At 33.4% G+C, this 23,138-nt stretch carries 19 protein-coding genes; 3 read left to right on the top strand and 16 right to left on the bottom strand.

Going from position 1 to position 23,138, the window contains the following annotated elements; all coding sequences use genetic code 11:
• The gene (locus AC13CQ_RS02480; protein WP_474506737.1) at positions 1-1,779 is read left to right on the top strand and encodes an alkaline phosphatase; all 1,779 of its coding nucleotides are present in this window, start codon (positions 1-3) and stop codon (positions 1,777-1,779) included.
• 246 nt (positions 1,780-2,025) lie between these two features.
• Here the strand turns inward: AC13CQ_RS02480 and AC13CQ_RS02475 are convergent, their stop codons facing one another.
• Together AC13CQ_RS02475 and AC13CQ_RS02470 are read right to left on the bottom strand one after the other, a co-directional pair.
• On the bottom strand, positions 2,026-3,387 hold the full coding sequence (locus tag AC13CQ_RS02475; RefSeq protein ID WP_474506738.1) for a Gfo/Idh/MocA family protein: 1,362 nt from the start codon (positions 3,385-3,387) through the stop codon (positions 2,026-2,028).
• Between the two features lie 220 nt (positions 3,388-3,607).
• The gene (locus AC13CQ_RS02470; protein WP_474506739.1) at positions 3,608-6,211 is read right to left on the bottom strand and encodes an alkaline phosphatase D family protein; all 2,604 of its coding nucleotides are present in this window, start codon (positions 6,209-6,211) and stop codon (positions 3,608-3,610) included.
• Positions 6,212-6,421: 210 nt separating this feature from the next.
• On the opposite strand from AC13CQ_RS02470, the gene agaR reads away from it, so the two are divergent.
• Positions 6,422-7,186 (top strand): transcriptional repressor AgaR, encoded by a 765-nt coding sequence (agaR, locus tag AC13CQ_RS02465; protein WP_008613187.1) that lies wholly within the window; start codon positions 6,422-6,424, stop codon positions 7,184-7,186.
• Positions 7,187-7,256: 70 nt separating this feature from the next.
• Here agaR and AC13CQ_RS02460 read toward each other — a convergent pair whose 3' ends face one another.
• The 12 genes from AC13CQ_RS02460 to AC13CQ_RS02405 all read right to left on the bottom strand — a co-directional run bounded on the left by AC13CQ_RS02460 (position 7,257) and on the right by AC13CQ_RS02405 (position 20,430).
• Positions 7,257-7,460 carry a hypothetical protein gene (locus AC13CQ_RS02460; protein WP_474506740.1) on the bottom strand — a complete coding sequence of 68 codons (204 nt, stop codon included), beginning with the start codon at positions 7,458-7,460 and terminating at the stop codon, positions 7,257-7,259.
• Positions 7,461-7,496: 36 nt separating this feature from the next.
• Positions 7,497-8,567, bottom strand: coding sequence for a BatD family protein (locus AC13CQ_RS02455; RefSeq protein WP_474506741.1), 1,071 nt, complete (start codon positions 8,565-8,567; stop codon positions 7,497-7,499).
• The gene (locus tag AC13CQ_RS02450; protein WP_474506742.1) at positions 8,551-10,278 is read right to left on the bottom strand and encodes a VWA domain-containing protein; all 1,728 of its coding nucleotides are present in this window, start codon (positions 10,276-10,278) and stop codon (positions 8,551-8,553) included. Before AC13CQ_RS02450 ends, AC13CQ_RS02455 begins: the two co-directional genes overlap by 17 nt.
• Complete coding sequence (locus AC13CQ_RS02445; protein ID WP_337901976.1) at positions 10,271-11,278, bottom strand: VWA domain-containing protein; 1,008 nt, start codon at positions 11,276-11,278, stop codon at positions 10,271-10,273. Before AC13CQ_RS02445 ends, AC13CQ_RS02450 begins: the two co-directional genes overlap by 8 nt.
• A complete protein-coding gene (locus tag AC13CQ_RS02440; RefSeq protein ID WP_474506743.1) occupies positions 11,271-11,747 on the bottom strand; it encodes a DUF4381 domain-containing protein in 477 nt (158 codons plus the stop codon). The genes AC13CQ_RS02445 and AC13CQ_RS02440 overlap by 8 nt, the downstream gene beginning before the upstream one ends.
• Positions 11,744-12,685, bottom strand: coding sequence for a DUF58 domain-containing protein (locus AC13CQ_RS02435; protein WP_474506744.1), 942 nt, complete (start codon positions 12,683-12,685; stop codon positions 11,744-11,746). The genes AC13CQ_RS02440 and AC13CQ_RS02435 overlap by 4 nt, the downstream gene beginning before the upstream one ends.
• Before the next feature lie 336 nt (positions 12,686-13,021).
• Entirely contained in the window at positions 13,022-13,987 is a 966-nt protein-coding gene (locus tag AC13CQ_RS02430; RefSeq protein WP_474506745.1) for an AAA family ATPase, read from the bottom strand.
• A gap of 263 nt (positions 13,988-14,250) precedes the next feature.
• Positions 14,251-15,303 carry a sulfatase-like hydrolase/transferase gene (locus AC13CQ_RS02425; protein WP_474506746.1) on the bottom strand — a complete coding sequence of 351 codons (1,053 nt, stop codon included), beginning with the start codon at positions 15,301-15,303 and terminating at the stop codon, positions 14,251-14,253.
• The gene (locus tag AC13CQ_RS02420) at positions 15,209-15,760 is read right to left on the bottom strand and encodes a sulfatase-like hydrolase/transferase (RefSeq protein WP_474506747.1); all 552 of its coding nucleotides are present in this window, start codon (positions 15,758-15,760) and stop codon (positions 15,209-15,211) included. Before AC13CQ_RS02420 ends, AC13CQ_RS02425 begins: the two co-directional genes overlap by 95 nt.
• Before the next feature lie 714 nt (positions 15,761-16,474).
• Positions 16,475-17,557, bottom strand: coding sequence for a Gfo/Idh/MocA family protein (locus tag AC13CQ_RS02415; protein ID WP_474507336.1), 1,083 nt, complete (start codon positions 17,555-17,557; stop codon positions 16,475-16,477).
• A 153-nt stretch (positions 17,558-17,710) separates the two neighbouring features.
• Positions 17,711-19,066: a pyridoxal-phosphate dependent enzyme gene (locus AC13CQ_RS02410; protein ID WP_474507337.1), complete on the bottom strand. Its 1,356-nt coding sequence runs from the start codon at positions 19,064-19,066 to the stop codon at positions 17,711-17,713.
• A gap of 128 nt (positions 19,067-19,194) precedes the next feature.
• Positions 19,195-20,430, bottom strand: coding sequence for an ABC transporter permease (locus AC13CQ_RS02405; protein ID WP_474507338.1), 1,236 nt, complete (start codon positions 20,428-20,430; stop codon positions 19,195-19,197).
• Positions 20,431-20,433: 3 nt separating this feature from the next.
• Here AC13CQ_RS02405 and AC13CQ_RS02400 point away from each other — a divergent pair, with 3 nt between their 5' ends.
• Complete coding sequence (locus tag AC13CQ_RS02400; RefSeq protein WP_474507339.1) at positions 20,434-21,663, top strand: exo-beta-N-acetylmuramidase NamZ family protein; 1,230 nt, start codon at positions 20,434-20,436, stop codon at positions 21,661-21,663.
• 8 nt (positions 21,664-21,671) lie between these two features.
• On the opposite strand, the gene AC13CQ_RS02395 is transcribed toward AC13CQ_RS02400, so the two are convergent.
• Positions 21,672-22,487: a sterol desaturase family protein gene (locus AC13CQ_RS02395; protein ID WP_008613217.1), complete on the bottom strand. Its 816-nt coding sequence runs from the start codon at positions 22,485-22,487 to the stop codon at positions 21,672-21,674.
• Positions 22,488-22,556: 69 nt separating this feature from the next.
• On the bottom strand, positions 22,557-23,051 hold the full coding sequence (locus tag AC13CQ_RS02390; RefSeq protein ID WP_474507772.1) for a YkgJ family cysteine cluster protein: 495 nt from the start codon (positions 23,049-23,051) through the stop codon (positions 22,557-22,559).
• Positions 23,052-23,138: the final 87 nt, after the last annotated feature.

Raw genomic sequence — 23,138 nt, 5'->3', positions numbered from 1 at the left:
ATGAATAAAATGATAAGATTAACAATTATCTGCCTATTATTTCACTTTTCCTTAAATGCTCAGGAGCAATATCTAGTACATTCTCATAACGATTATAAACAAGAACTTCCCTTTTGGTATGCATACAGTAATGGAGCTACCTCCATTGAAGTTGATGTTTTTCTGAAAGATCAAACGCTTTTTGTAACTCATAGCGAAGATGAAATTTCGGAAAGTGCAACGCTTGAGTCGGTCTATTTAGATAGATTAAATGCTTTGTTACTATCGGGAGAATTAAGAGAATTACAGCTACTTATAGATTTTAAATCGGAGGCTTATACAACCATCAATAAATTAGTTGACGTACTCAAGGAGTATCCAGCCCTTTTAAAATCTAATAAAATTCGTTTTGTTATTTCGGGCAACAAACCAAAGTCAGAGGACTACATTAAGTACCCTGACTATATAATGTTTGACCATCAAAACTTAAATAATTTAGAGGAAATAGATTTAAGTAAAGTAGCCTTAATAAGCGCTAATTATAAAGATTATTCGGTATGGAATGGTTATGGAAGAATGGTTGCTTCGGAAGCAAAACAGGTAAAAAACGTTATTGAAAAAGCACATAATATCTCTAAACCGATTCGTTTTTGGGCTACGCCAGATACCAAAACAGCTTGGTTGCGGTTATCTAATCTTGGAGTAAATTATATCAATACAGATAAACCTGCACTTGCTAATCAATATATAAAAGCTATTGAAAAGAATACATACCATTTAGCCAACAAAGTTAAAACCTATCAGCCTAAATATGATTATGATGAAGATCAACAGCCTCAAAACATCATTTTAATGATAGGAGATGGAAACGGACTTGCGCAAATATCGGCAACCATGATTGCCAATCGTGGGGAGCTTACAGTTACTAAAATTAAAAACATAGGTTTGATAAAAACAGCTTCAGAAGATAACTTAATAACCGATTCTGCTGCAGGTGCAACAGCTATGGCTACAGGGGTTAAAACTAATAATCGTGCTATAGGAGTAGATTCAGAAGGAAAAAAATTGAATAATTTAATAAACATTACCAAGGCTTCTAATTTTAATACCGCTATAGTTTCTACAGATGCTATTTATGGAGCTACCCCCTCATCTTTCTTTGCGCACCGAACAGAAAGAGACGACACCAAAGGGCTTGTTACTGATTTAAAAGGTAGTAAACTAGATTTTTTTATAGCTGGAGGAAGAAGTCAGGAAAAAAATATAGAGAAGGAATTTAAAACTGAAAGATTAGAGACTTTTTCAGATTTCGATGGACAAACAGCTATTTATATAGGTGAAGAAAAAGCGCCTACAATGAGTAAAGGAAGAGAGAATACTTTTCCTACAGCGCTAAAAAAGGCACTAAAAGTATTAGATAGCAAAGAAAAACCATTTTTTTTAATGGCTGAAGGAGCTCAGATTGATAATGGAGGACACTCCAATAACATCAAAGGAATTATAGAAGAAATGCTTGATTTTGATCAGGCAATAGCAGAAGCATTACGATTTGCAGATGCTAATAAAAACACATTAGTATTAATTACTGCGGATCATGAAACTTCTGGATTAGGAATTGTTGGAGGTAATATAGAAGGTACGGTGCAAGCAGATTTTCTAACTGTAGACCATACTGGAATTATGGTTCCTTTGTTTGCTTATGGTCCACAAGCAGATAAGTTTACAGGTATTTATGAAAACACCATGATTTTTAAAAAAATATTGGAGGTCTTAGCCATTAAAACATTAATGTCCGAATAAACATGCAATTTATTGTTTAAGCAAACGAAGAAAAAAAACTAAAATAGAGAAATGATATCGCTTTTAAAGCTAGAAGGAGTTATATTAAATTTCATAAAAACATAGAGTCTTAAAAGGATTTAGAAGATTGATTGTCAGAAAAATATTCAATATTTTTCTGACAAATAAAAAAGCGAATGATGATTAATCATTCGCTTTTTTTAAGCTAACTGCACAATAAACTTCTAACAAAAAATAATCAATAAATTAGTACCTATATTCCTCTTTCATCCAATCAAAAGGTTTTCTTGCAATCCATTGCCCTCTTGTAAAATCTGGAAAATCTTGAGGCTCTCCATTATTTGCAATAGAAGCCTCAGAAAGTGGTGTAATAGCACTCCAAGCAGCTGCATCATACGCATCCATTGGCGGCGCAATATTATCTATTGCAGATTCCACAAAAGCTTTCATTACAAAATAATCCATTCCGCCATGTCCTGCTCCTGTTGCTATTTTACCATATTTTTTCCAGATTGGATGGTCGTATTTCTCTAACCATGCATCTGCCTCATCCCATTTATGCGGCTCAGATTTCCCTTCTATATAAATTCTATTTCCATCTACTTCCCACAAACCATTTACACCTTGTACTCTAAATCCTAAAGAATAAGGTCTTGGAGAATTAGTATCGTGAGTTATTATAATTGTCTCTCCATTAGCAGTTTCTACTGTTGAAGTAATAATATCTCCTTGCTTAAATTTTACACTAGCATTAGGATGATCTGTGCCCCCTTCATTAACTATATATCTATTTAAACCTCTTGCTTTGGTTGCATGAGAAGTTAAAGAAACAAATCTATTCCCTCTATTAATATCTGTCATTGCAGCAATAGGTCCAACACCATGTGTTGGATAGGTATCTCCATTTCTGGAAACCGAATGTTGTGTCCTCCATTTTGCTTCAGAAAGAGCCTTCTCTCCAAACTCTACACCGCCACCATATGGTTGCTTTCCGTTATTAAATTTTACAGCTCTTAAATCATGCTGATAACCGCATCTAAAATGTAAAAGCTCTCCAAAAACATTCTGTTTTACCATATTTAATACCGCCAAAACATCACGACGGTAATTTACATTTTCAAGAATCATTAAGTGAGACCCTGTTTCTTCCGAAGTATTAACTAAATCCCAACATTCTTCAATGGTTTGCGCCGCAGAGACTTCAAGTCCTGTATACTTACCAGCTTTCATAGAATCTACCGCCATTTTAGTATGCCAAAGCCAAGGCGTAGCAATTATTACAGCATCTATGCTCTCCAATTGAAGCATGTTACGATAATCGTAATCATCTTTTCCAAACACTTGTGGTTTCTTCTGTCCAGCTTCAGTAATTTTTTTTGTTGCAATATCTATTCTATTTGGATCTACATCACAAATAGCAACCACTTCAACATCGTCTCTTAATAATGCATTATTTAAATGATTAGTCCCTCGAAGTCCAACCCCGATAAATGCTAATTTTAATTTTTCGTTTTTGCTAGAAGCGTATCCAAAAGATAGGTTTGGAGCAAGAGAAATACCTGCGCCTACAACAGCTGATTTTCTTATAAAATCTCTTCTTGAATTCATAATTTAGGTTTTTTATAATATCACTCTACTTTTTTGAAGAACTTAATGCTTTTTTATTAAAATGAAGCTATAAGTAAATAATTTATTTTCATTTTGCTTCGACAATATAGAAAATTACTTTCTAACATGAAAATAAAAAATAAATTTTAAGATTTTAATTAAAAATATTCAGTAACAAAAAACATTTATTCTATACTCTAGAGCCAATTATAACTTTCTATTATATTTTAACCGATGTTTTATTGATTACTAATGCTGTTAATAAATGTTCTTCTGTTTTATCTTCTTTTTCAAAATACAAAATCACCTTATGTACTCCTTCTTTAAAAGTCTTTAATTGAAACGTATTAGAATTTGGTTTATAGGCATATATCAATTCATCTGCATCATACAACTTTACTAACGGAATCTCTTTCTCAGATTCTACAATTAACTCTGGCAACAAATACTCCTTTTCTTTAGCATAGCAGTCGTATTGATTAATTGTTATTGGCCATCCTGGATATTGTTCTTCTCTATTTACTCTAACGTCAACAAATCTTGGCCAACATTCCGTTTTAATACTTCGCTCTTTTTTATTAAAAGTTACCATTCCATAACCAGTAGCTCTATTGTATAAAACTGCTGGTTTTAAATCTGTTTGATATGGATTTCCAGCTCCTAGCACGGACATTTTATTCCCAAAACCATCAATATGATTTCCTAAAAAAGCTGGCTTCTTATAGGTATGGTCTTTAACATTTTCTATTGGCGGCCAAAATCTTCTTGGCCAAATATTATTTAATGCAGGCCCTGCAAACGCATAACCACTGTCTCCAAATTCTTCCAATCCGTATTTAACAAAACTCGCCATATGTTGATCTCCAGCAATATGAAAAGCAAAAGCTTTTCTAATAATGCGTACCGCTTTATCTCTTTTATTAGCTGGCCACCCATTAGAATCCATATCTGCAGTCATTGCATCTCCTAAAATATATTCTTCTTTTTGCGGAATTTTAAGTTCAGGAACAACAGCATCTGTTCTCGCTTCTTTCGGAAGTGTTGCTACAGTAGCCAAATTGGTTTGAGATAAAACTACTTTTATTTGCGTATCATCATTCCAATCTTGCACCCATTCTTCAAGAAAATCCTCTTGACGTTTCCCTAAAAGTTCAGCATCCAAATCTTTATACTTCTTGATATCAAAATTCTCATTCTGAATCCATCCATTCCAAATGTCAGCCTCTTTTGGCAAAACATGCATGGGAGCCGATTTAAACTTTCTATCTTCTAAAATTGCAAAACTCAATCCTGCATATTTCCATTGGGTATAATACACGCCTATTACTTGTTTTACAGGGCGGGCATCATAAGGGTCTGGTAAATGACTAGTTTGTGTAAATTGAATCATATTGATCCATTCTGGAGACATTTTATAGCCTCCTGAATCTTGAGAAGATGCTCCAAAACCTTTAGAAGTATCTGCTACAGCACCTCCTTCTCCCCATACATTTCCATGATATACATCATGATCGTCTGGAATTATAGCACAAGGTTTATGTCTAAAAAGTTCTCGATAAGACCACCCAAATAGTAGCCATTTCCGAAGATATTCAATACATAAATCATCAAAGTCTCCTTCATATATAACTCCATATCCTCCTGTGGCTTCATAGAATTGATCTCCTAAGAACAAGATAATATCTGGATCTAAATAAGAAACATTATTACATACATCCTGATCTGGAAAGCCATAATGAAAATTACAACTAAACACTCCTGCCTTAACTTCGTTTTTATCAAGAGGCTCTTTAGCTATAGTACCATCATAAAAATACTGATGAACTTGATTTCTAAGAGGTAACTCTACCAAAACTCTATATGGAATATCTTGCGTTTCCTTCCAATGTTCAATTATAAAATTATTGGCTCGTCCTGGGTTTGAGTTTGTTTGCGTCTCTACAGTTTGCCATTCCCCATCTCGCTTAAACTGCAATATTACTTTATGATTAGGGATCTTTTCAAAAGGAGTTAATTGAGTTGTCAACTTCAATTTTTCTTTATGCAAAGTATACTGAGCAAAGCATATAGGACCATACAATTGCTCTTCACTATAGTTTAACCCTGTAGAAGTTACTTTCCAATTAGAAAAGGAAGCGGTTTTATTTTTAACTGCTTTTTTATGTTGCGTGTGAACTACTAAAGAAAAATTTCCATTAACTTTTTCAGCCTCTACCATACTTTCTACGGAAGCTATTTCTATTGAGGAGCTATCTATAGCGCTTACATTTAGCTTATAATAGCCATTTTTGTAGGTTGCTTTGAGCTTTAATTTCAAACTATCTGGAATTTGAAGCAAATTTGTCTTAAAAACTTCCTCTCCAATAATAAAATCCCCGCCTCCTGTTAGTCCAACTGGCAGTCCTTTCCCAAACACTGAAGCAGATCTATAATCGTTGAACTGCCCTCTTACTCCAATTTTAAATCCAACAAAAGCTTTTGTATTTCCTTTTATCTCAGAAGACAATACATCAATCTCTACTTCTTGCTCAAAATTATCTGTATTATCTCCCTTCTGGATAGTTAATAAATTTAAATTCCTATCCGTTCCAGAAACTATACATACTGCCCTTCCATTTTCAATAACCCAATCCTGCATCCGGTTTGCCCAGTATTCTGGACCTACCCACTTCATATCAAACCAATTATTCCAATTACTTTTAAAATTGACTTCTTTTATTCCGCCAAAAAAATTCAAAACATTGCTATTTAATGGCCTATTCATTCCAATAGCAGGTAAAATAGCTCCTAATGAAAATGTTTTAAGATAGTTCCTTCTATTCATAATTAATATTAACTTCTTGAAGCTACTAATATAAAACAATCCTTAAAAAATAGCATATCAACAAAAAATATATTTCGAATTATTTCTTTTTAAATTTACTTACTTCATGAATCGAAAATATTAATTTACTTTTTCATTAACTTTTATTTCTTTTTTATGTAGAATTTATTGTTTATTTTTATTTTTGATAAAGTCATTAATACCATTACAGTGAAAAAAACAGCAGTTAGAAGATCCTTAATTTTAAAGGAATTAGATGAGTACGGTCAAGTAAGCGTAAACGACCTAAGCAAAGCTTTAGGTGTAAGTGAAGTTACTATTAGAAACGATCTCGATAGATTAGAAAAAAACAAACTTCTTATCCGTGCACATGGAGGAGCTTTTAAAACAAGTAATATTGCTTTAACCGTTAGTGAAAAAAAGAAAATTAATCTTGATGTAAAAAGGTTGATTGGAAAAAAAGCAGTAAGCCTTATTGGAGATGATGAAAGTATTATTCTAGATTCTGGAACTACCACATTTGAAATCTCCAACAACCTTGCAGAAATTCAAAACTTAACTGTAATTAGTAACGCACTAGACATTGTAAATAATCTTTCGCAATATAAAAACTTACAAGTTTTTATGCCAGGGGGGTATTTAAAAGAGTTTTCCATGTCGTTGGTGGGACCAATGGCAGAAAGAAACTTAAAACAACTGTATTGTAATAAGCTTTTTCTAGGGGTTGACGGAATCAAACCAAACTTAGGTGTTTTTACACATCATGTGGAAGAAGCGTACCTCAACCAATTAATGATTGAAATTTCTGATGAAGTTATTGTTGTGGCAGATTCCTCTAAATTTAAAAGAAGCGGACTTGCATTTATTTCTAATTTTGATAAAATCGACAAAATTATAACCGACTCCAATATTGACGAAAGTCATATTAAAGAACTTGAAAACCATAATGTAGAAGTCATTCTTGCAGATAAATAAAAACATTTAAGCAAATCCTCTCAAGCAAAAAGAGGGTTTGCTTAAATATTTCCTTCCCACATCAATAATATTAAGGATTAATCCATTTCTTATCCAGCGATATTGTATTTCTATTCAAGTAATTTTTTCTGATATTTTTTAATTTATGAACACTTAAAGACGAGTCTATATTAGCTACATCTACTTCGTTTTTAACATCATATTTTTGAAGCAAATATTGAGCACTCGGCTCTTCTATATTTATTTCGTCAATCCAACGATACAGCGCATTCATAACCTTAGTTTTATCATTACTTCCAACCGTCCTTTTCTATTTATTAAAATAATATAACTCTGAATTCTTATATGCTTTTCTGCGCTTAATTATGTATTTAATGATTCTTTTTAGTAGAAAAAAAACAACTAACAAACTTACTATCAAAATAATACACGCTATAATAAATTCTTTTACAGAGAGCCCTAAAATTGTATAAGGTCTCTCTTCTGAAACTTCTTCAGAAATTTGTACCTCTTGAAGTTTTAAAGAATCTCTCACACTATCCAACATTCCTAAATCTGGATTTGCTGCTACTTCAATAGTTACAGCTTTCAATGTTTTTTTATAAAGCTTTTTTTGGAATGGATGGTACCATGTAAATACCTTTTCTGGAATGGTTATTGTCCCTTCTTTTTCAAACAAATAGCGTACAGACTCTGTACGTTGCGCACTTATATATGTTTTAGACTTATAGTTATCTATAGTTCCACGCCCAGGGTACATACCAACATTTGGAAGAGTATCCCATACTGCTGGCGGAATTAATTCTGCAACAGTACCTCCTGCCTTTCTGGTAATTGTACGCTCCAAAACATCGCCCACTTTTGCTTTTTTTGTATTTCCAGACCAATGTTCAGAAACCGTTAAACTGGAGGCTACTAACCAATCCGAATGCTTAAAATTTGGTGGAATTGGCTTTACTTTAATCAATTTTTCTGAGGTCTTTACCACATGTTTTATCCCTTTATACCCCCCAGGAGCAGGCGATTCAACTTCAATCTCCAAAGCAGGAAATGTAACATTGTCTTCACTAAAAGGGAAAACATTATAGATAAGCTCCACCCCAGCAAAATTCTTCCCATTCCTCTGAAAAGATTTACTAACAGGTCGAAAGTATACCGAAAAAGCACCATTTACTTTTATATTTCCTAAATCTAGTCCCTTAGTAAACCAAGTAGATGTATATACGGTAACACTAACTTGTACAGGCTCTCCTACATATACACTGGATTTATTTAAACGTGCTTCTCCCCATATTTGCTGCGCAGTTAAACTTTGTAAACTAAGTACCACAAACAGCAAGAAAAGCAATTTCTTTACTAACATACTACCACACTTCTTCATTGGATTTTGGTTTTATGTTATACTTTTTTACCTGATATTTAAATTTTCGCTGTAAAAACAATGTAGGATCATCGTCTACTTTACGCATCAAAATTTTACTATCGTCCTGCGGGATTGATGCTTTAATATCATCCGGAACTTCATCTAATTCTTTTCCTTTATGAATATTTGAATTTACTGTTTCTTCCTGACGCTCTTTTTTCATATCCTCCTTACTAGCTTCTTGCCCACCTCCACTTAAATCTTCAGGACTCTTATTCTGAGTATTCTTAGAATTCTTTTCATCTTTTGATTCCTGAGCATTTTCAACCGACAATTGGTCTTCTTCTGGAAGAACTTGCATCAATTTTTGTCGGTTTACTTTTGCGGCTTCCAAAGAGGGATCTTTTTCAACAGCTATATTAAAAGCCAATTCTGCGGCGGCATAATCGCCATTTTTAAAATATGAAAGTCCTAAATTATAAGCCCCCATAGCGGTGGTATCTTTTGAAAAAGAATTAATAGCAGCTTCATAATCTCCTGCTTTAAAATAAGCAACTCCTTTCCTCAAAGGGTCTTTATACACATCTGCAGCTTCTTTAAAATCCCCTTTATTGCTCAAGCGTTGTCCTTGATAGTCTTTAGTATACCATAAGTCAGAAAAAATAGAAGCATCATCGTTACACGAAACCAAGAACAAAAATGTAAGAGAATACAGCACCCATCCTTTTCTAAACCATAACAATAACAATAACAATACAGCCATTGGAATAATAAACAATAATCCTACATCTCGCCAATCATTATCTTTTTCTTCATTTTTCTCTGTAAACTCTAAGTTTTTACTGATGTTTTTTGCAATTAACTCCACATCACTATCGTCCAGCGTTAATTGTTGAACTGTAATTCCTTCTATTTCATTCAAACTAGCCATCAATGTAGCATCTAGACTTGACCGAACTGTTTTACCATCTTTTCCTTTTATGAAACCTTTATCTCTGGCTGAAGGAATTTCGGATCCTCCAGGAGTGCTCATCGGAAGTATTACAATTTTATTTTTAGAATTCTTCGCAAAATTGCTTAAGATACCTCTTTCCTTTTCCTGAAAATCATCTGAAAACACAACAATTGTACCTGGCGCTTTTGTAACCTTTGTTAAAGAATCGCCTAAAATTAAAGCGGCTTCCAAATCTGAACCTGGAAAAGGCATTGTGGAAGGTTTTAACCCTTCAATATGACTGTTTATAATTTCATAATCCTTTGTAAGCGGTACAATAGTATGAGCAGTTCCAGCAAATCCTACGAGCGCCATTCGGGCTCTAGGATTGTATTTTATTAAATCTTTTATTTTAAATTTTGCTCGTTCTAATCTGTTGGGTTGAATATCATCGGCCATCATGCTTTGAGAGATATCTAACAACACTACCATTGGAGTTTCTAATTTCTGACCTGGCACTTCAATTTTTTTCCACGTAGGCCCCGAAAGTCCTAATATTCCACTAGCAAATGCAAGCAACAACACTAAATGCATAAACACTTTTACAGCATTACTTCCTTTAGAAATTACATAAGGCCTTAAATGAGGTGCAATTATTCTTTTCCACTTTAATTCTTGTTGCATGGATAGCAAACTAATAACCATTAAAACAACAACAGGCAGTAGCAACCACATAAATTGAGGTCGTAAAAAGTGAAAATCACTCCAGTTTATAGGAAACAAATCTTTATACATAACTTTCCTTTTTATGAGTGAGCTGACGAATAACTTTTGCAATAGTAAGCACCAACATCATAAACAGCAATAATCCTATAGCTACTCCTAATGGATACATATACAGAAGCGTTACGGGTTTATTTTGCTCCTCTTCATACGCTATTGGTTCTAATTTATCAAGTTCGGTATAAATTTGCGCTAGGCGCTTTTCGTCTTTTGCTCTAAAATATTGCCCATTGGTAAGCTCAGCAATATCTTGTAGTGTTTTCTCATCCAAATCGGTTCCAGCTCCCCCCGGATCTCCAATACCAATAGTATAAATTTTAACTGTGTCTTTTTGAGCAAGGTCGGCTGCATCTAGTGGTAAAATATCTGTTCCTGCATCCACACCATCTGTTAAAAGCAACATTACTTTTGTTTTGATGGTATCTTTTTTAAACATCCCAACCCCCTTTGTAATTGCTTTCCCTATATGTGTCATTTGTCCAGCCATTCCTACATCTGCTTCTTCTAACATCTGATCTACAACTGCTAAATCTGGAGTAAAAGGTGCTTGAATATAGGAACTCGACCCAAAAAATATGAGCCCCATTCGGTCGCCTTCTCGTTTTTTTATAAAATCGTGCATTAAATTTTTAACAGCATCCCATCTTCTCGATTGCTTGCCGTTAATTGTCCAATCTCGTTGCGCCATACTAAAAGAAATATCCGCAGCTATTAAAAAGTTACGAGACGTTTTTACTTTCATTTCTGGCTCTCCTACAATTTGAGGAGAAGATAAAGCGACTAATAAACAAGCCCAACAAACAAAAAGACCTAGCCATACCAAAAAATTACGCCTTTTTATAAAAGCAGATTTTTTAGGCTTTTGGTGGGTATATTTTATTGCATTACTAAACCCTGGAAAAAATAATGACGCACTTTTTATTCGTAATGATGGAAAAAGTGCATACACTATAAAAGGAAGTGGTAATAAAAAGAATATCCACAAATATGCTATTTCAAAATTATCAGGCATGTGATTTTATCCATTTTTTAGAATTTGTCAAAATCTCTTGTTTTACTTGAGCGTCTACATCTATATTTTTATAAATTGAATTTTGAATTTCTGTCTCCAAAGGAATAAACCGAACGTCTTTTCCTGTTTTATCTAAAAACTCCAACCAAGGTTTTCCGTACAAACGCCCTACTTCTTCACGTCCAAACGACTGTAATGCAACCATTTTTAAAACAACAAGTACTTCTGAAACCGTTGTATTATTAGTAAGTTTCTTTATTGCTTCCCTTCTATAAGCGTTCTTTATGTAATTTCTAATAAATACATAACTTGCTATTATTAAACCAAGTAAAATAACAGCTCCCAATAGTTTCCACCCAATAGTTTCAAAAGTAAATCCTACGGGCTGGGGCTCATAAATTTCTTCAAGCTGAAGATTTTTTATGTTATCTGGAATAGAATCTTGTATCGTAGTAGGTATTATTTTCATCTTTTTGCATTCATTTTTCCAAATACTTCTGTTAACTGAAGATCTAAATCTGTTACAGTATCAATATTAAAAATTGGAATTTGATATTTTTTCATTTCATCTTTAAAGGCATAGAAATCGCCTTCAAAACCTTCTTTAAAGGCTTTCTTTATACTTTTATTTTTTCCATCTACTACAATTTGATGGGTTTGATTACTAGCTACAAACTTAGTATCTGGTATGGCATATTCCATAGGGTCTGAAATTTTAGCCAAAATTAAATCGTTATGCATTGATATCCCCGAAATTGCTTTTATAACTGCTGGAGAATATCTTAAAAAATCGCTAATAATAACTACCAAATAATCATGAGTTACTATATTATGGACTCTGGGAATTACAGCATTTAAGGTTTCGTCATGAGCATCTGCCTTTGAAACTATCAAGTCATGATTCCGTTTTACAATTTTCTCTAAAAAATGAATGATATTTTTCCGACTCCGTTTCGGAGCTACAACATCAAAACCTTCATCAGCAAATATTACTCCTCCAACTCTATCTCCTTCTTTAAATACTCTAAAAGCAGTAACAGCCGCTAATTCTGCTGCAACTACAGCTTTTGTTTTATGTACCGACCCAAAGAACATGGATTTGGATTGGTCTACTACAATAAGGACAGGTTTTTCTTTCTCTTCTGTATAAACTCTGGTATGTGTTTTTTGAGTTCGGGCAGTAACTTTCCAATCAATATTCCTTATATCATCTCCTTTTACATAATTGCTCACTTCTTCAAAGTCTAAACCACGACCTCTAAGTTTTGAGGCATGTTTTCCAGATAAAATACTGTTAACTTTATGTTTTCGAGCTAGCAATGTAAAGCTATGAGCGGTATGCTCCTTTTTAAGCAAATCGGTCAAGGATACAAATACATTTTCTGGATATTCTACTTTTTTAGACATTGATTTCTATATATAATTTTATTGTTGTCCGATAAAAGCAGACAGCGTTTATTGCATTCCACATATATCAAGGGTTAATAGAGGTTTTTAAAAATAGCCCTCTTGCTATTAAGAAAAATGAATAAAAAGAGGAGTTTATTAATGTTATTTCTTTAAACTACTCATTTTATAATAGTTAATGTTTAGTCTTTGTTCTTTTCTCTTACAGCGAAGCGGTCTTGTATTTTATTCGGACATTAATGATATAATTTATGTCTTTCGCTAAAAATTTTCAATAATTCTTTACCCTAAACAACTTATAAAAAACCGACTATTTGGGTTCTAGGCATTAATTATTTAAGCAACTACAGCAACCTGTTTTAAAATTTCATCTAATACTTGATCTGCTGAAACAGCATCGGCATTGGCCTCATAACTTAACATAATTCGGTGACGAAGACAGTCGTGAACTACCGCTCGAATATCATCTGGAGACACAAAATCTTTCCCTTCCATCCAAGCGTGCACTCTACAAGCGCGATCTATAGCAATAGACCCTCTCGGACTTGCTCCAAAATCTAACCACTTATCTAGTTGTTCATTATAGTTTGAAGGATACCTTGTAGCAGAAATAATATCAACTATATATTTTTCCATGGCTTCAGAAATAGTAACTTTTGCTATTTCTTTGCGTGCATCAAAAATTACACTAGGCTCTAAAAGCTCATGTTTCTCTTCTTTAGTATGTTTTTGCTCTGCTCTATTAAGGCGTAAAATAGCTAATTCTGAAGCATCATCTGGATAGCCTATTGTTACATGCATTAAAAAACGATCCATTTGCGCCTCAGGTAAAGGATACGTTCCTTCCTGCTCCACAGGGTTTTGTGTAGCCATAACCATAAAAAGAGGTTCCATGGCATATGTTTTTCCAGCAACCGACACTTGTCGTTCTTCCATCGCTTCTAATAAGGCAGCTTGAACCTTTGCTGGGGAACGGTTAATCTCATCTGCAAGAATTAAATTACTAAAAATAGGTCCTTGTTGAAATACAAATTTATCTTTTAGTTCTGGCTGATAAATTTCGGTCCCTGTAATATCTGATGGCAATAAATCTGGCGTAAACTGAATCCTACTCAACCCACAATTTAACTCTTTTGCCAAAGTCTTAATAGCACGTGTTTTTGCTAAACCTGGCAATCCTTCTAACAACATATTTCCATCGGCTAGGAGCACTAAAATAATTCTTTCAATTAAGGTGTCTTGACCAATAATAGCTGTAGACATCCTTGATTTAAGCGACGTAATAGCTTCATGTGCTGTCATAATTTTTTAAAATATTAATTTATTATTCTTCAACTAAAAATTTATAGAGAACTAAATTTTCGGTTGTTCATGTGTGTAATTAAAAGTGGCTGTCTAAAAAGTATCCAAACTCTAAGTGCCTTCCTGAGCTTGTCGAAGGACACTTTTGAGTATCAGTTGTTTAAAACTTCGACGAGCTCAGTTTGACAACTGACAAGCACAGTTTGACAACTACAAATTACTTTTTAGATAGCCACTTTTCTAATTTCTTTACAAAGAAACTTTTAGTTTCTTGCTGGAGTAGTCATTTGTTTTACTACCTCATCTATAGACAATGAAGACCCTTGTACAGGAGGATACTTCTTAAAAGTTGCTAAAAATTGAGCAGCTCTTTGTTGTGCTGGAACAAATAACCACATATTTTCTGCATACCATCTAATATACATCCCTGAATCTGGAGAAACCTCATAAGGATCTGCTCTCAAATTAATTGCCAATGGCCAAGCTGGTTGCTTTCTATAAGCTGTACTAATATTACCTTCTAAAATAGTAAAGTGTAATTTCCAGTCTTGATAACGAATTGCATTTAAGTTTCCACCTTGGTCAAAATAGAAGATTTCTTCTCTAGGCGATTTTTCCACCTCTCCTTTAAAAAATGGCAATAAATTATACCCATCTAAATGTGCATTGAAATTTTTACCATTAGCACTGTAACCATTTAGCATTTTCTTTACTAAATCTGGCTCTCCGGCAGCGGCAGCCAAAGTTGGCATCATATCTTCATGAGAGAAAATATCATTATAAACTGTTCCTGGCTCAATTACCCCAGGCCAACGTATAGCACAAGGCACACGGAATCCACCTTCCCAAGTAGTTCCTTTCTCTCCTTTAAATGGCGTACTACCTCCATCTGGCCATGAGATTTTCTCAGCACCATTATCTGTAGAATACATAATAATGGTATTATCCATAATACCTAGTTCTTCTAGTTTAGCTAAAACACGCCCTACTGCTTTGTCATGTTCAACCATACCATCTGGATACAAACCTATCCCAGTAACTCCATCACTCTCTTCACTTAGGTGTGTCCAAACATGCATTCTTGTTGAATTTAACCAAACAAAGAAAGGTTTTCCTTCTGCATGTGTTTTTTCAATAAATTTAATGGCTGCATCTGTAAACTCCTTATCTATAGTTTCCATTCTAGTAGAAGTAAGTGGCCCTGTATCTTCAACCTTTCCATCAGAATAAGAATGTATTACCCCACGAGGCCCATATTTTTTTTCTAAACTCAGGACTTTTTGGATAATAATATCCTTCTGGTTCTTCTTCTGCATTTAAGTGATATAAATTTCCGTAGAATTCATCAAAACCATGATTTGTAGGTAAATGCTCATCTTGATCTCCTAAATGGTTTTTACCAAATTGCCCCGACACATACCCGTGTGGTTTTAAAACTTCTGCAATTGTAGGCTGATTGTCTTTTATTCCCTGCTTAGATCCAGGCATCCCAATAGTTAATAATCCTGTTCTAAAAGGATGTTGTCCTAAAATAAAAGCTGCACGCCCAGCAGTACAAGACTGTTGTGCATACCAGTCTGTAAACATAGCCCCTTCTTTAGCGATACGGTCTATGTTAGGGGTTTCGTACCCCATCATACCATGGTTATATGCGCTCACATTCCCCCAACCTATATCATCTCCCCATAAAACGAGGATATTAGGCTTGTCTTGCGCCACAAGAAAATTAACCAATAGCATTGCTAATGATAAAAAAATAGAATTCTTCTTCATAATAAGATAATAATTAATAGTTTAAACTTAAATCTATAGCGATATCTATAGTAATGTATAGGATGTGGAGGAATATATAAGAAATAATTTCAAATAAAAACAGCTTTACCTTAAATTATAGTTAAGATAATTATTTATTAAAAGTGAACTATAGCTATAAATCCCAACACTATGAGAATGAATTTATTATTGAAAACCAATAATTTAACTTAAATTAATAAAAAATTAAATCTTCAAAAATCACAATAAATTTAGAAGTAAAAACTGAAGAAATTCGCCTTTATTTTATTTAAAAAAAGCGTAAAAAGGAATTAGGAGCATAAAATTAGTATGTTCCTGAAATTCTAAAACGTATTTAAAAAGGTTGTTATCCTATGATACCGATAAAACTAAAAATAGCTGAAATAAAAACCCAAGATAAAACAGCTATTAATATCAAAACAACAGCTTTTAATGCGTAAATAAGAATTGAAGATTCGTTGTGTAAAGATTGCCCCATGTTTATACATTTAAAGAATTAATAGTTATTGAAATGGGGCTAGCTCAATAACCTAAAGTTACAAAAAAAATTATATTAAACTGATTTATAGATAGATAAATTACTACCTCAGATTCCCTATGAAGCATTTAAATGAAATAAATTTATCTAATTATAACACAAAACTTTCCGATAAACCCAGAACAGACTTGACAATTTAAACTTTCATAGAAAGTTTAAATTGAAATCCAACTACTATTTTTAGAAGCCGACTCATAAATTTTTTCTACAATATGGATATCCTTCATCCCTTCTTCTCCAGGAACTAACATTGGTTGATGGTTGAGAATTGCCAAAGCATCATCGTCCATTTGTTTTGCTTGTTGATTGCCTTTCCAAGGTTTTAATATCTCACCATCGCTAGTAGCGCCTTGAACTCCACTGTATGATTGAAAAGGTTTTAAAAAATAGCTTCCTTCTTCACAAGTAGCTTCTAAATTATTAAAGTGCTCTCCTAAACTTGTTTCTCCATGCGCTATAGTTCCATCAGAAAATTTTAAATCGAAAATGGTAGTCTCGTCAACTTCATGATAAATTTCTGGTCTCATTGTTATATGTTTAGCGCTAACAGAAATAGGTTCTTTCCCTTTGGTATAACGAATAGCATTTAGTGGATACACTCCCATATCGTACATAGCGCCGCCGCCGAGTTCTTTTATTTGCTTCCAATGATTTGTTCTAGTATCAAAATACCCTGCCTTAGCTAAAACATTATTTATTTGTCCGTAAGGCTCGGTCTCAGCCCAATTCATCAAAGTTTGTGTATTTGGCTCATGATGCATTCTATACCCAATAGCTAGTTTTACTTTATTTTTCTTGCAAGCATCTATCATAGCTTGACACTTTTCTGCACTTACCTCCATTGGCTTTTCACACCAAACATGTTTCCCCGCATTGGCTGCTATAATACTATATTTAGCATGTAAAGCAGGTGGTAACACAATATAAACTACATCTATTTCATCATTATTTGCAATCTCATGCATTGTTTCATAAGAATATACATTACCATCTTTTATTCCGTATTTGGATTGCCATACTGGAATCTTTTCTGGACTTCCTGTTACAATTCCTTTTAGTTCACAATGCTTGGTTAATTGCAATGCAGGCGCCAATAAATCGGTGCTATAATAGCCCAAACCAACTAAGGCAATTCCTAATTTTTTATTTTTCTGCGGAAGCAAAAAGGATGGATATGGCATCATCCCAGCTGCCATAATTAATCCTGATTTATGTATAAAACTCCTTCTGTTAATCATAAACATCTATTTTACTGAAAGTTACTGATTTTTAATCAACTACCTCGAGGCAAGCCTACGAAATTTTCAAAGGAAAATAATTTAATTTATTTTGATACAAAGCCTTCGAAATACTTAGTACAGGCTCTAAGGAATTAGACCCTCAATAAGGGATTAAATAGCACTTATAATATCATGTTTGGTAATTATTCGAAACTTCCCATTCCCTAAATCCACCAAAACAGCTTTATTTTCTCTATTAATAAGCTTTGAAAGTTCATCTATTGCTAGATTCTTTTTCACCATTGGAAAAGGAGATTGCATAATCTCTTTAATTGGTTTATCTGCTATATCTTTGTTGTCTATGTATGCTTTAAAAAGTGTAGATTCATCCAAAGAACCTACAAAACCTTTAGAATCTACCACAGGAATTTGAGAGATGTTGTATTTCTTCATTCGCTCAATTGCATGAGCCACCAACTCTTCTGTTTTAGCTGTAATTAATTCATGTTCATTTATACCTATTAAATCTTCCGCCAACTTAACCTCAGTTTCCAAAAACCCACGATCTCGCATCCAATCGTCATTAAAAACTTTGGCAATATATCTACTTCCCGAATCGTGAAATAAAACAACCACTACATCTTCTGGCTTGAAATGCTCTTTAAGTTGTAGTACTCCTTTTATGGCGGAACCTGCAGAATAACCAACAAAAATGCCTTCCTCTTTGGCTAGTTTCCTTGTAAAAACAGCTCCATCCTTATCGGTAACTTTAGTAAAACCATCAATTACCTCAAAGTCTACATTTTTAGGAAGAATATCCTCCCCAATTCCTTCGGTTATGTACGTATAAATTTCATTTTCATCAAAAACACCTGTTTCATGATATTTTTTAAAAACAGAACCATAGGCATCTACTCCCCAAATTTTAATGTTTGGATTCTTTTCTTTAAGGTATTTTCCTACCCCAGAAATGGTTCCACCAGTACCCACTCCTACAATAAAATGAGTGATTTTTCCATCTGTTTGCTTCCAAATTTCTGGCCCTGTTTGCTCGTAATGTGCTAATGAATTTGAAAGATTATCATACTGGTTTACGTACCATGAATTAGGAGTTTCTTCAGACAATCTTTTAGAAACCGAATAATAAGAACGAGGATCTTCTGGAGAAACATTGGTAGGACAAACTACCACTTCCGCTCCAACAGCACGAAGGATATCCATTTTTTCTTTGGATTGCTTATCGCTAATAACACATATTAATTTATACCCCCTAGCAATTGCAACCAATGCAAGTCCCATTCCTGTATTTCCGCTTGTTCCTTCTATTATGGTCCCCCCAGGTTTTAAACTCCCATTTGCCTCTGCATCGTCAACCATTTTAACCGCCATTCGGTCTTTTACAGAATTCCCAGGGTTAAATGTTTCTACTTTAGCCAATACTAAAGCTTCAATACCTTTAGTTATTCTATTTATTTTAACCAAAGGAGTATTTCCAATGGTTTCTAATATATTCTTTGCGTATTCCATGTTTTCTTTTCTTCCTTTTAAAGATAAGAAATGATAGCACAGAAAATTAAATGTAAGAAGTTAAATAATAGATAAATTGGTTTTATATGAATTACTAAAGAAACAGGTTATCAATAAATTGCATTGAATTATTCAAATTTAATCGACCTTGCTGGAGATATTTTTGTGATGATATACGAAGGAATTAAAAGCATTAATAAGCATAAAATTAACACTCCAACATTTAGAATAATAACATGAATAGGATTTATATAAACTGGAGCTTCAGAAACATAATAAGTAGCGGCATCCAAGCTTATAAATCCAAATTTATCTTGTAAAAACAAGATTCCTAGCCCTATTAGATTTCCCCAAAAGAGTCCAATAACAATAAGGTAAGTGGCGTTGTACAAAAATATTTTTCTAATACTCCAATTATTAGAACCTAAAGCTTTTAAAAGTCCTATCATTTGAGTACGCTCTAAAATAAGAACAAGCAGAGCAGTTATCATATTTATCCCTCCTACAATAATCATAATCCCTATGATTATAGCTATATTAAAATCGAATAACGATAGCCATTCGAAGATGATGTAGTATTTTTCAGCAATTGTTTGAGAATCTAGTGTGGAGAGCGTTGCTCCATAAATCTCTCTTCCTTTTTGCTCTATTTGATCAAAATCGTCTAAAAAAACTTCAAAAGTACCAATCTCATCATCTTTCCATTTGTTCATTCGTTGAATATGGCGTAAATCAACGAAAATGTAATTGGCGTCGAAATCTTGAAAGCCACTATCGTAAATACCTACAATCTTAAATTTCACCTGACTTGGAATGGCGCTCACTTCATCTTTTAAAAAAAATGCCCAAAATTCGGTTCCTACTTTAAATTGTAACCGATTTGCTAAGTATCTCGAAATTAAAATTTCTTCATTTCGTTTTCCAGAATAATCGGGGATTCTCCCTTCAACTAAAAAATCTTTAAAAGGATCCCAGTTATAATCGGCGCCAACTCCTTTGGCTATAATCCCTTCAAAAGTATTTTTTGTGCGTATAATCCCTCCTTTTGTAGCTACTGCTTGCACATGACTAATGCCACTTACGTTTTTAAATTCTGGATAAAAATCTTGATGGATGGAAATCGGATTCACAGAAACATCCGAGGTATTATTATCGTAATTATAAATTTGAACATGCCCATTAAAAGCTGCAATTTTTTCACGGATTTTTCGTTGTAAACCAACTCCAGTGGCAATTGCAATCAACATCATAATAACCCCCATTGCAATTGCTGCAATAGCGATTTTTATTATTGGTGCCGATATACTACTTTTATGCTCCTTTCCCTTTATAAGGCGTTTGGCAATAAAATATTCTAAATTCAAACTATGCGATACTTTATGAGTTTCAAAAATACATTTTTATTATTGTTTTTAGTAGTGATTTCCTGTGCGAATGGAAATCAAGAAAAAAAAGTTGATATTTCTACTGAAGAAAAACCAAAAGAAACTCCAATTATTGTTGGCGCTAATAGAACTGAAGAATATTTATCTCTTTTAAAAAATAAAAAAGTTGGAATAGTAGCCAATCAGACTTCTGTTATTTATAAAGAAGATGGTAACTACACACATTTGGTTGATTCTCTTACAGCTTTACAAGTAAATATTCAAAAAATATTTTCGCCTGAGCATGGTTTTAGAGGAAAAGCGGATGCTGGAGAGCTTGTTGAAGGAAATAGAGATGCTAAAACAAGTTTGGAAATTGTATCCTTATACGGGAAACATAAAAAACCAGCTGCTGCCCAATTAAATGCTATAGATGTTATGGTGTTTGATATTCAAGATGTAGGAGTGCGTTTTTACACCTACACTTCAACCCTACATTTGGTAATGGAAGCTTGCGCCGAAAATAACATTCCACTAATTATATTAGACCGTCCAAATCCCAATGCTAGCTATGTTGATGGCCCTACACTTGAAGTTGAACATGCTAGTTTTTTAGGAAAAGTTCCTATTCCGCTTGTATATGGATTAACTATTGGAGAGTACGGAAAAATGCTTAACGGAGAGCTTTGGTTAGCCAATAAAGTAAAGTGCGATTTAACCGTTATTCCTGTTAAAAATTACAATCATAGCCTAGCATATAGTTTACCAATTCGTCCTTCTCCTAATTTACCTAATGATCAATCTATTTTGCTATATCCTAGTTTAGGGCTTTTTGAAGGTACTAATGTAAATGCAGGAAGAGGAACAGAATTCCAATTTCAGCGTTATGGTGCTCCATGGTTGGATAAAAAAGTGTTTTCTTTTGAATACACTCCAAAGCCTAATTTTGGCTCTAAAGATCCAAAACAAAATGGAAAAATATGTTATGGGGAAAATCTTTCAGAAATAACACCGCCTAAAGAAGTTACTATGAAATGGATTATTAAAGCTTATGAAAATTCCACCGATAAATTTAATTTCTTTAAGACCTCTGGATTTACACTCCATGCTGGAAATGAAAAACTACAAAAACAAATAGAGGCAGGAATGAGTAATGAAGAAATTAAAGCCTCATGGCAAGCAGACATAGAAAATTTTAAAAAAATTAGAAGCAACTATTTAATTTACGAATAACACACGTTTTAACTGTTTCTATATTTTTCAAAAGGGATTTTTAATAATTTCCCTACTCTTGTAGATGTATTTATATCTGGATGTGTGTCTATTCCGTAGATCAAATCTTTTGAATTCATTTTAGAAAAAGTACCTAAAAGCCGATCCCAGATAGCAAAGATATTTCCGTAATTAGTGTCGGTATACGGTAAGACATAATGGTGATGTACTTTATGCATATCTGGAGATACAAAAACCCAACTCAACAAGGTATCCAGTTTTTTTGGTAATTTAATATTTGCATGATTAAATTGAGAAAAAACCACGGAAAGCGACTGATATAATAGTACAATTCCTACTGGAATTCCTCCTATAAACACTCCTAAAGTTGTAAAAACAAACCGTACAAAACTCTCCCCAGGATGGTGCCTATTTGCTGTTGTAGTATCTACATAGGTATCTGTATGATGTATTAAATGAAACTTCCATAACACCTTAACCTTATGTTGCACCCAATGCGCCAACCAAGCCCCTATAAAATCTAACAAAAGCACTCCTAATAACACTGTTGCCCACATTGGAAATGCTATCCATTGAAGGATTCCAAAACCATTTACAACCACCCAATCGCTTGTTTTTAAAAGAATAAATGCCAATAAAAAATTAACAATAATAGTAGTAAACGTAAAGAAAATATTAGGCCAAGCATGTTTAAGTTTATGATACCTAAATTTAAATAATGGTATTCCGTACTCCAATATCCAAAAAAAAGTAATCCCCGAAATCAAAATTAAACTCCGATGTGAGGACGGAATTGTTTCAAAATAAGTAATTAAAGTTTCCATATAAACAAGATACAATAATTTTTAATTTGAAATATAAATGACTTAAACTCACTCTATTTTACAAAAATTTTATTTTGGAAGTTTTGCTTTCATAGCCTCTACAATATTATATACGGCAGGACATATGGCTGTATTTTTTATAGTTAAATTGCTTATCTGCTGAAATTTCTTTCTGTCCGTATGTGGATATTCGCGACAAGCTTTAGGGCGTACGTCATAAATTAAGCAATAATTATCGGCTCCTAAAAATGTGCAAGGCACTTCTTGTAAGACATAATCATTGTCTTCATCAATTCTTAAATAAGTATCTATAAACTGCTGGGGCTTCTGCTTAAAATGTTTTGAAATACGTTCAATATCTGCATTGGTAAATAGCGGACCAGTAGTTTTACAACAATTTGCACATGTTAAGCAATCGGTTTTTTCAAACTCCACTTCATGCAATTCTTGCATTACATAATCTATATTTTTTGGTGGCTTCTTTCGTAATTTAGCAAAATACTTTTTGTTCTCGTTTTGCTTGTCTTTAGCCAGTTGCGGGAGTTGTTTTAAAAAATCGTCCATTTATTTCTTATCAGAAGAAAAAATCCTTTCAGCTACAAAGATAAGGCTTATTATAGAATAACTGTTCCTGTCTTATTTTCATTAATA

It is taken from the genome of Galbibacter sp. L-19 (genome assembly GCF_056857615.1).
The sequence above is the reverse complement of the archived record's forward strand: the minus strand, read 5'-3'. Positions and strand labels throughout refer to the sequence as shown.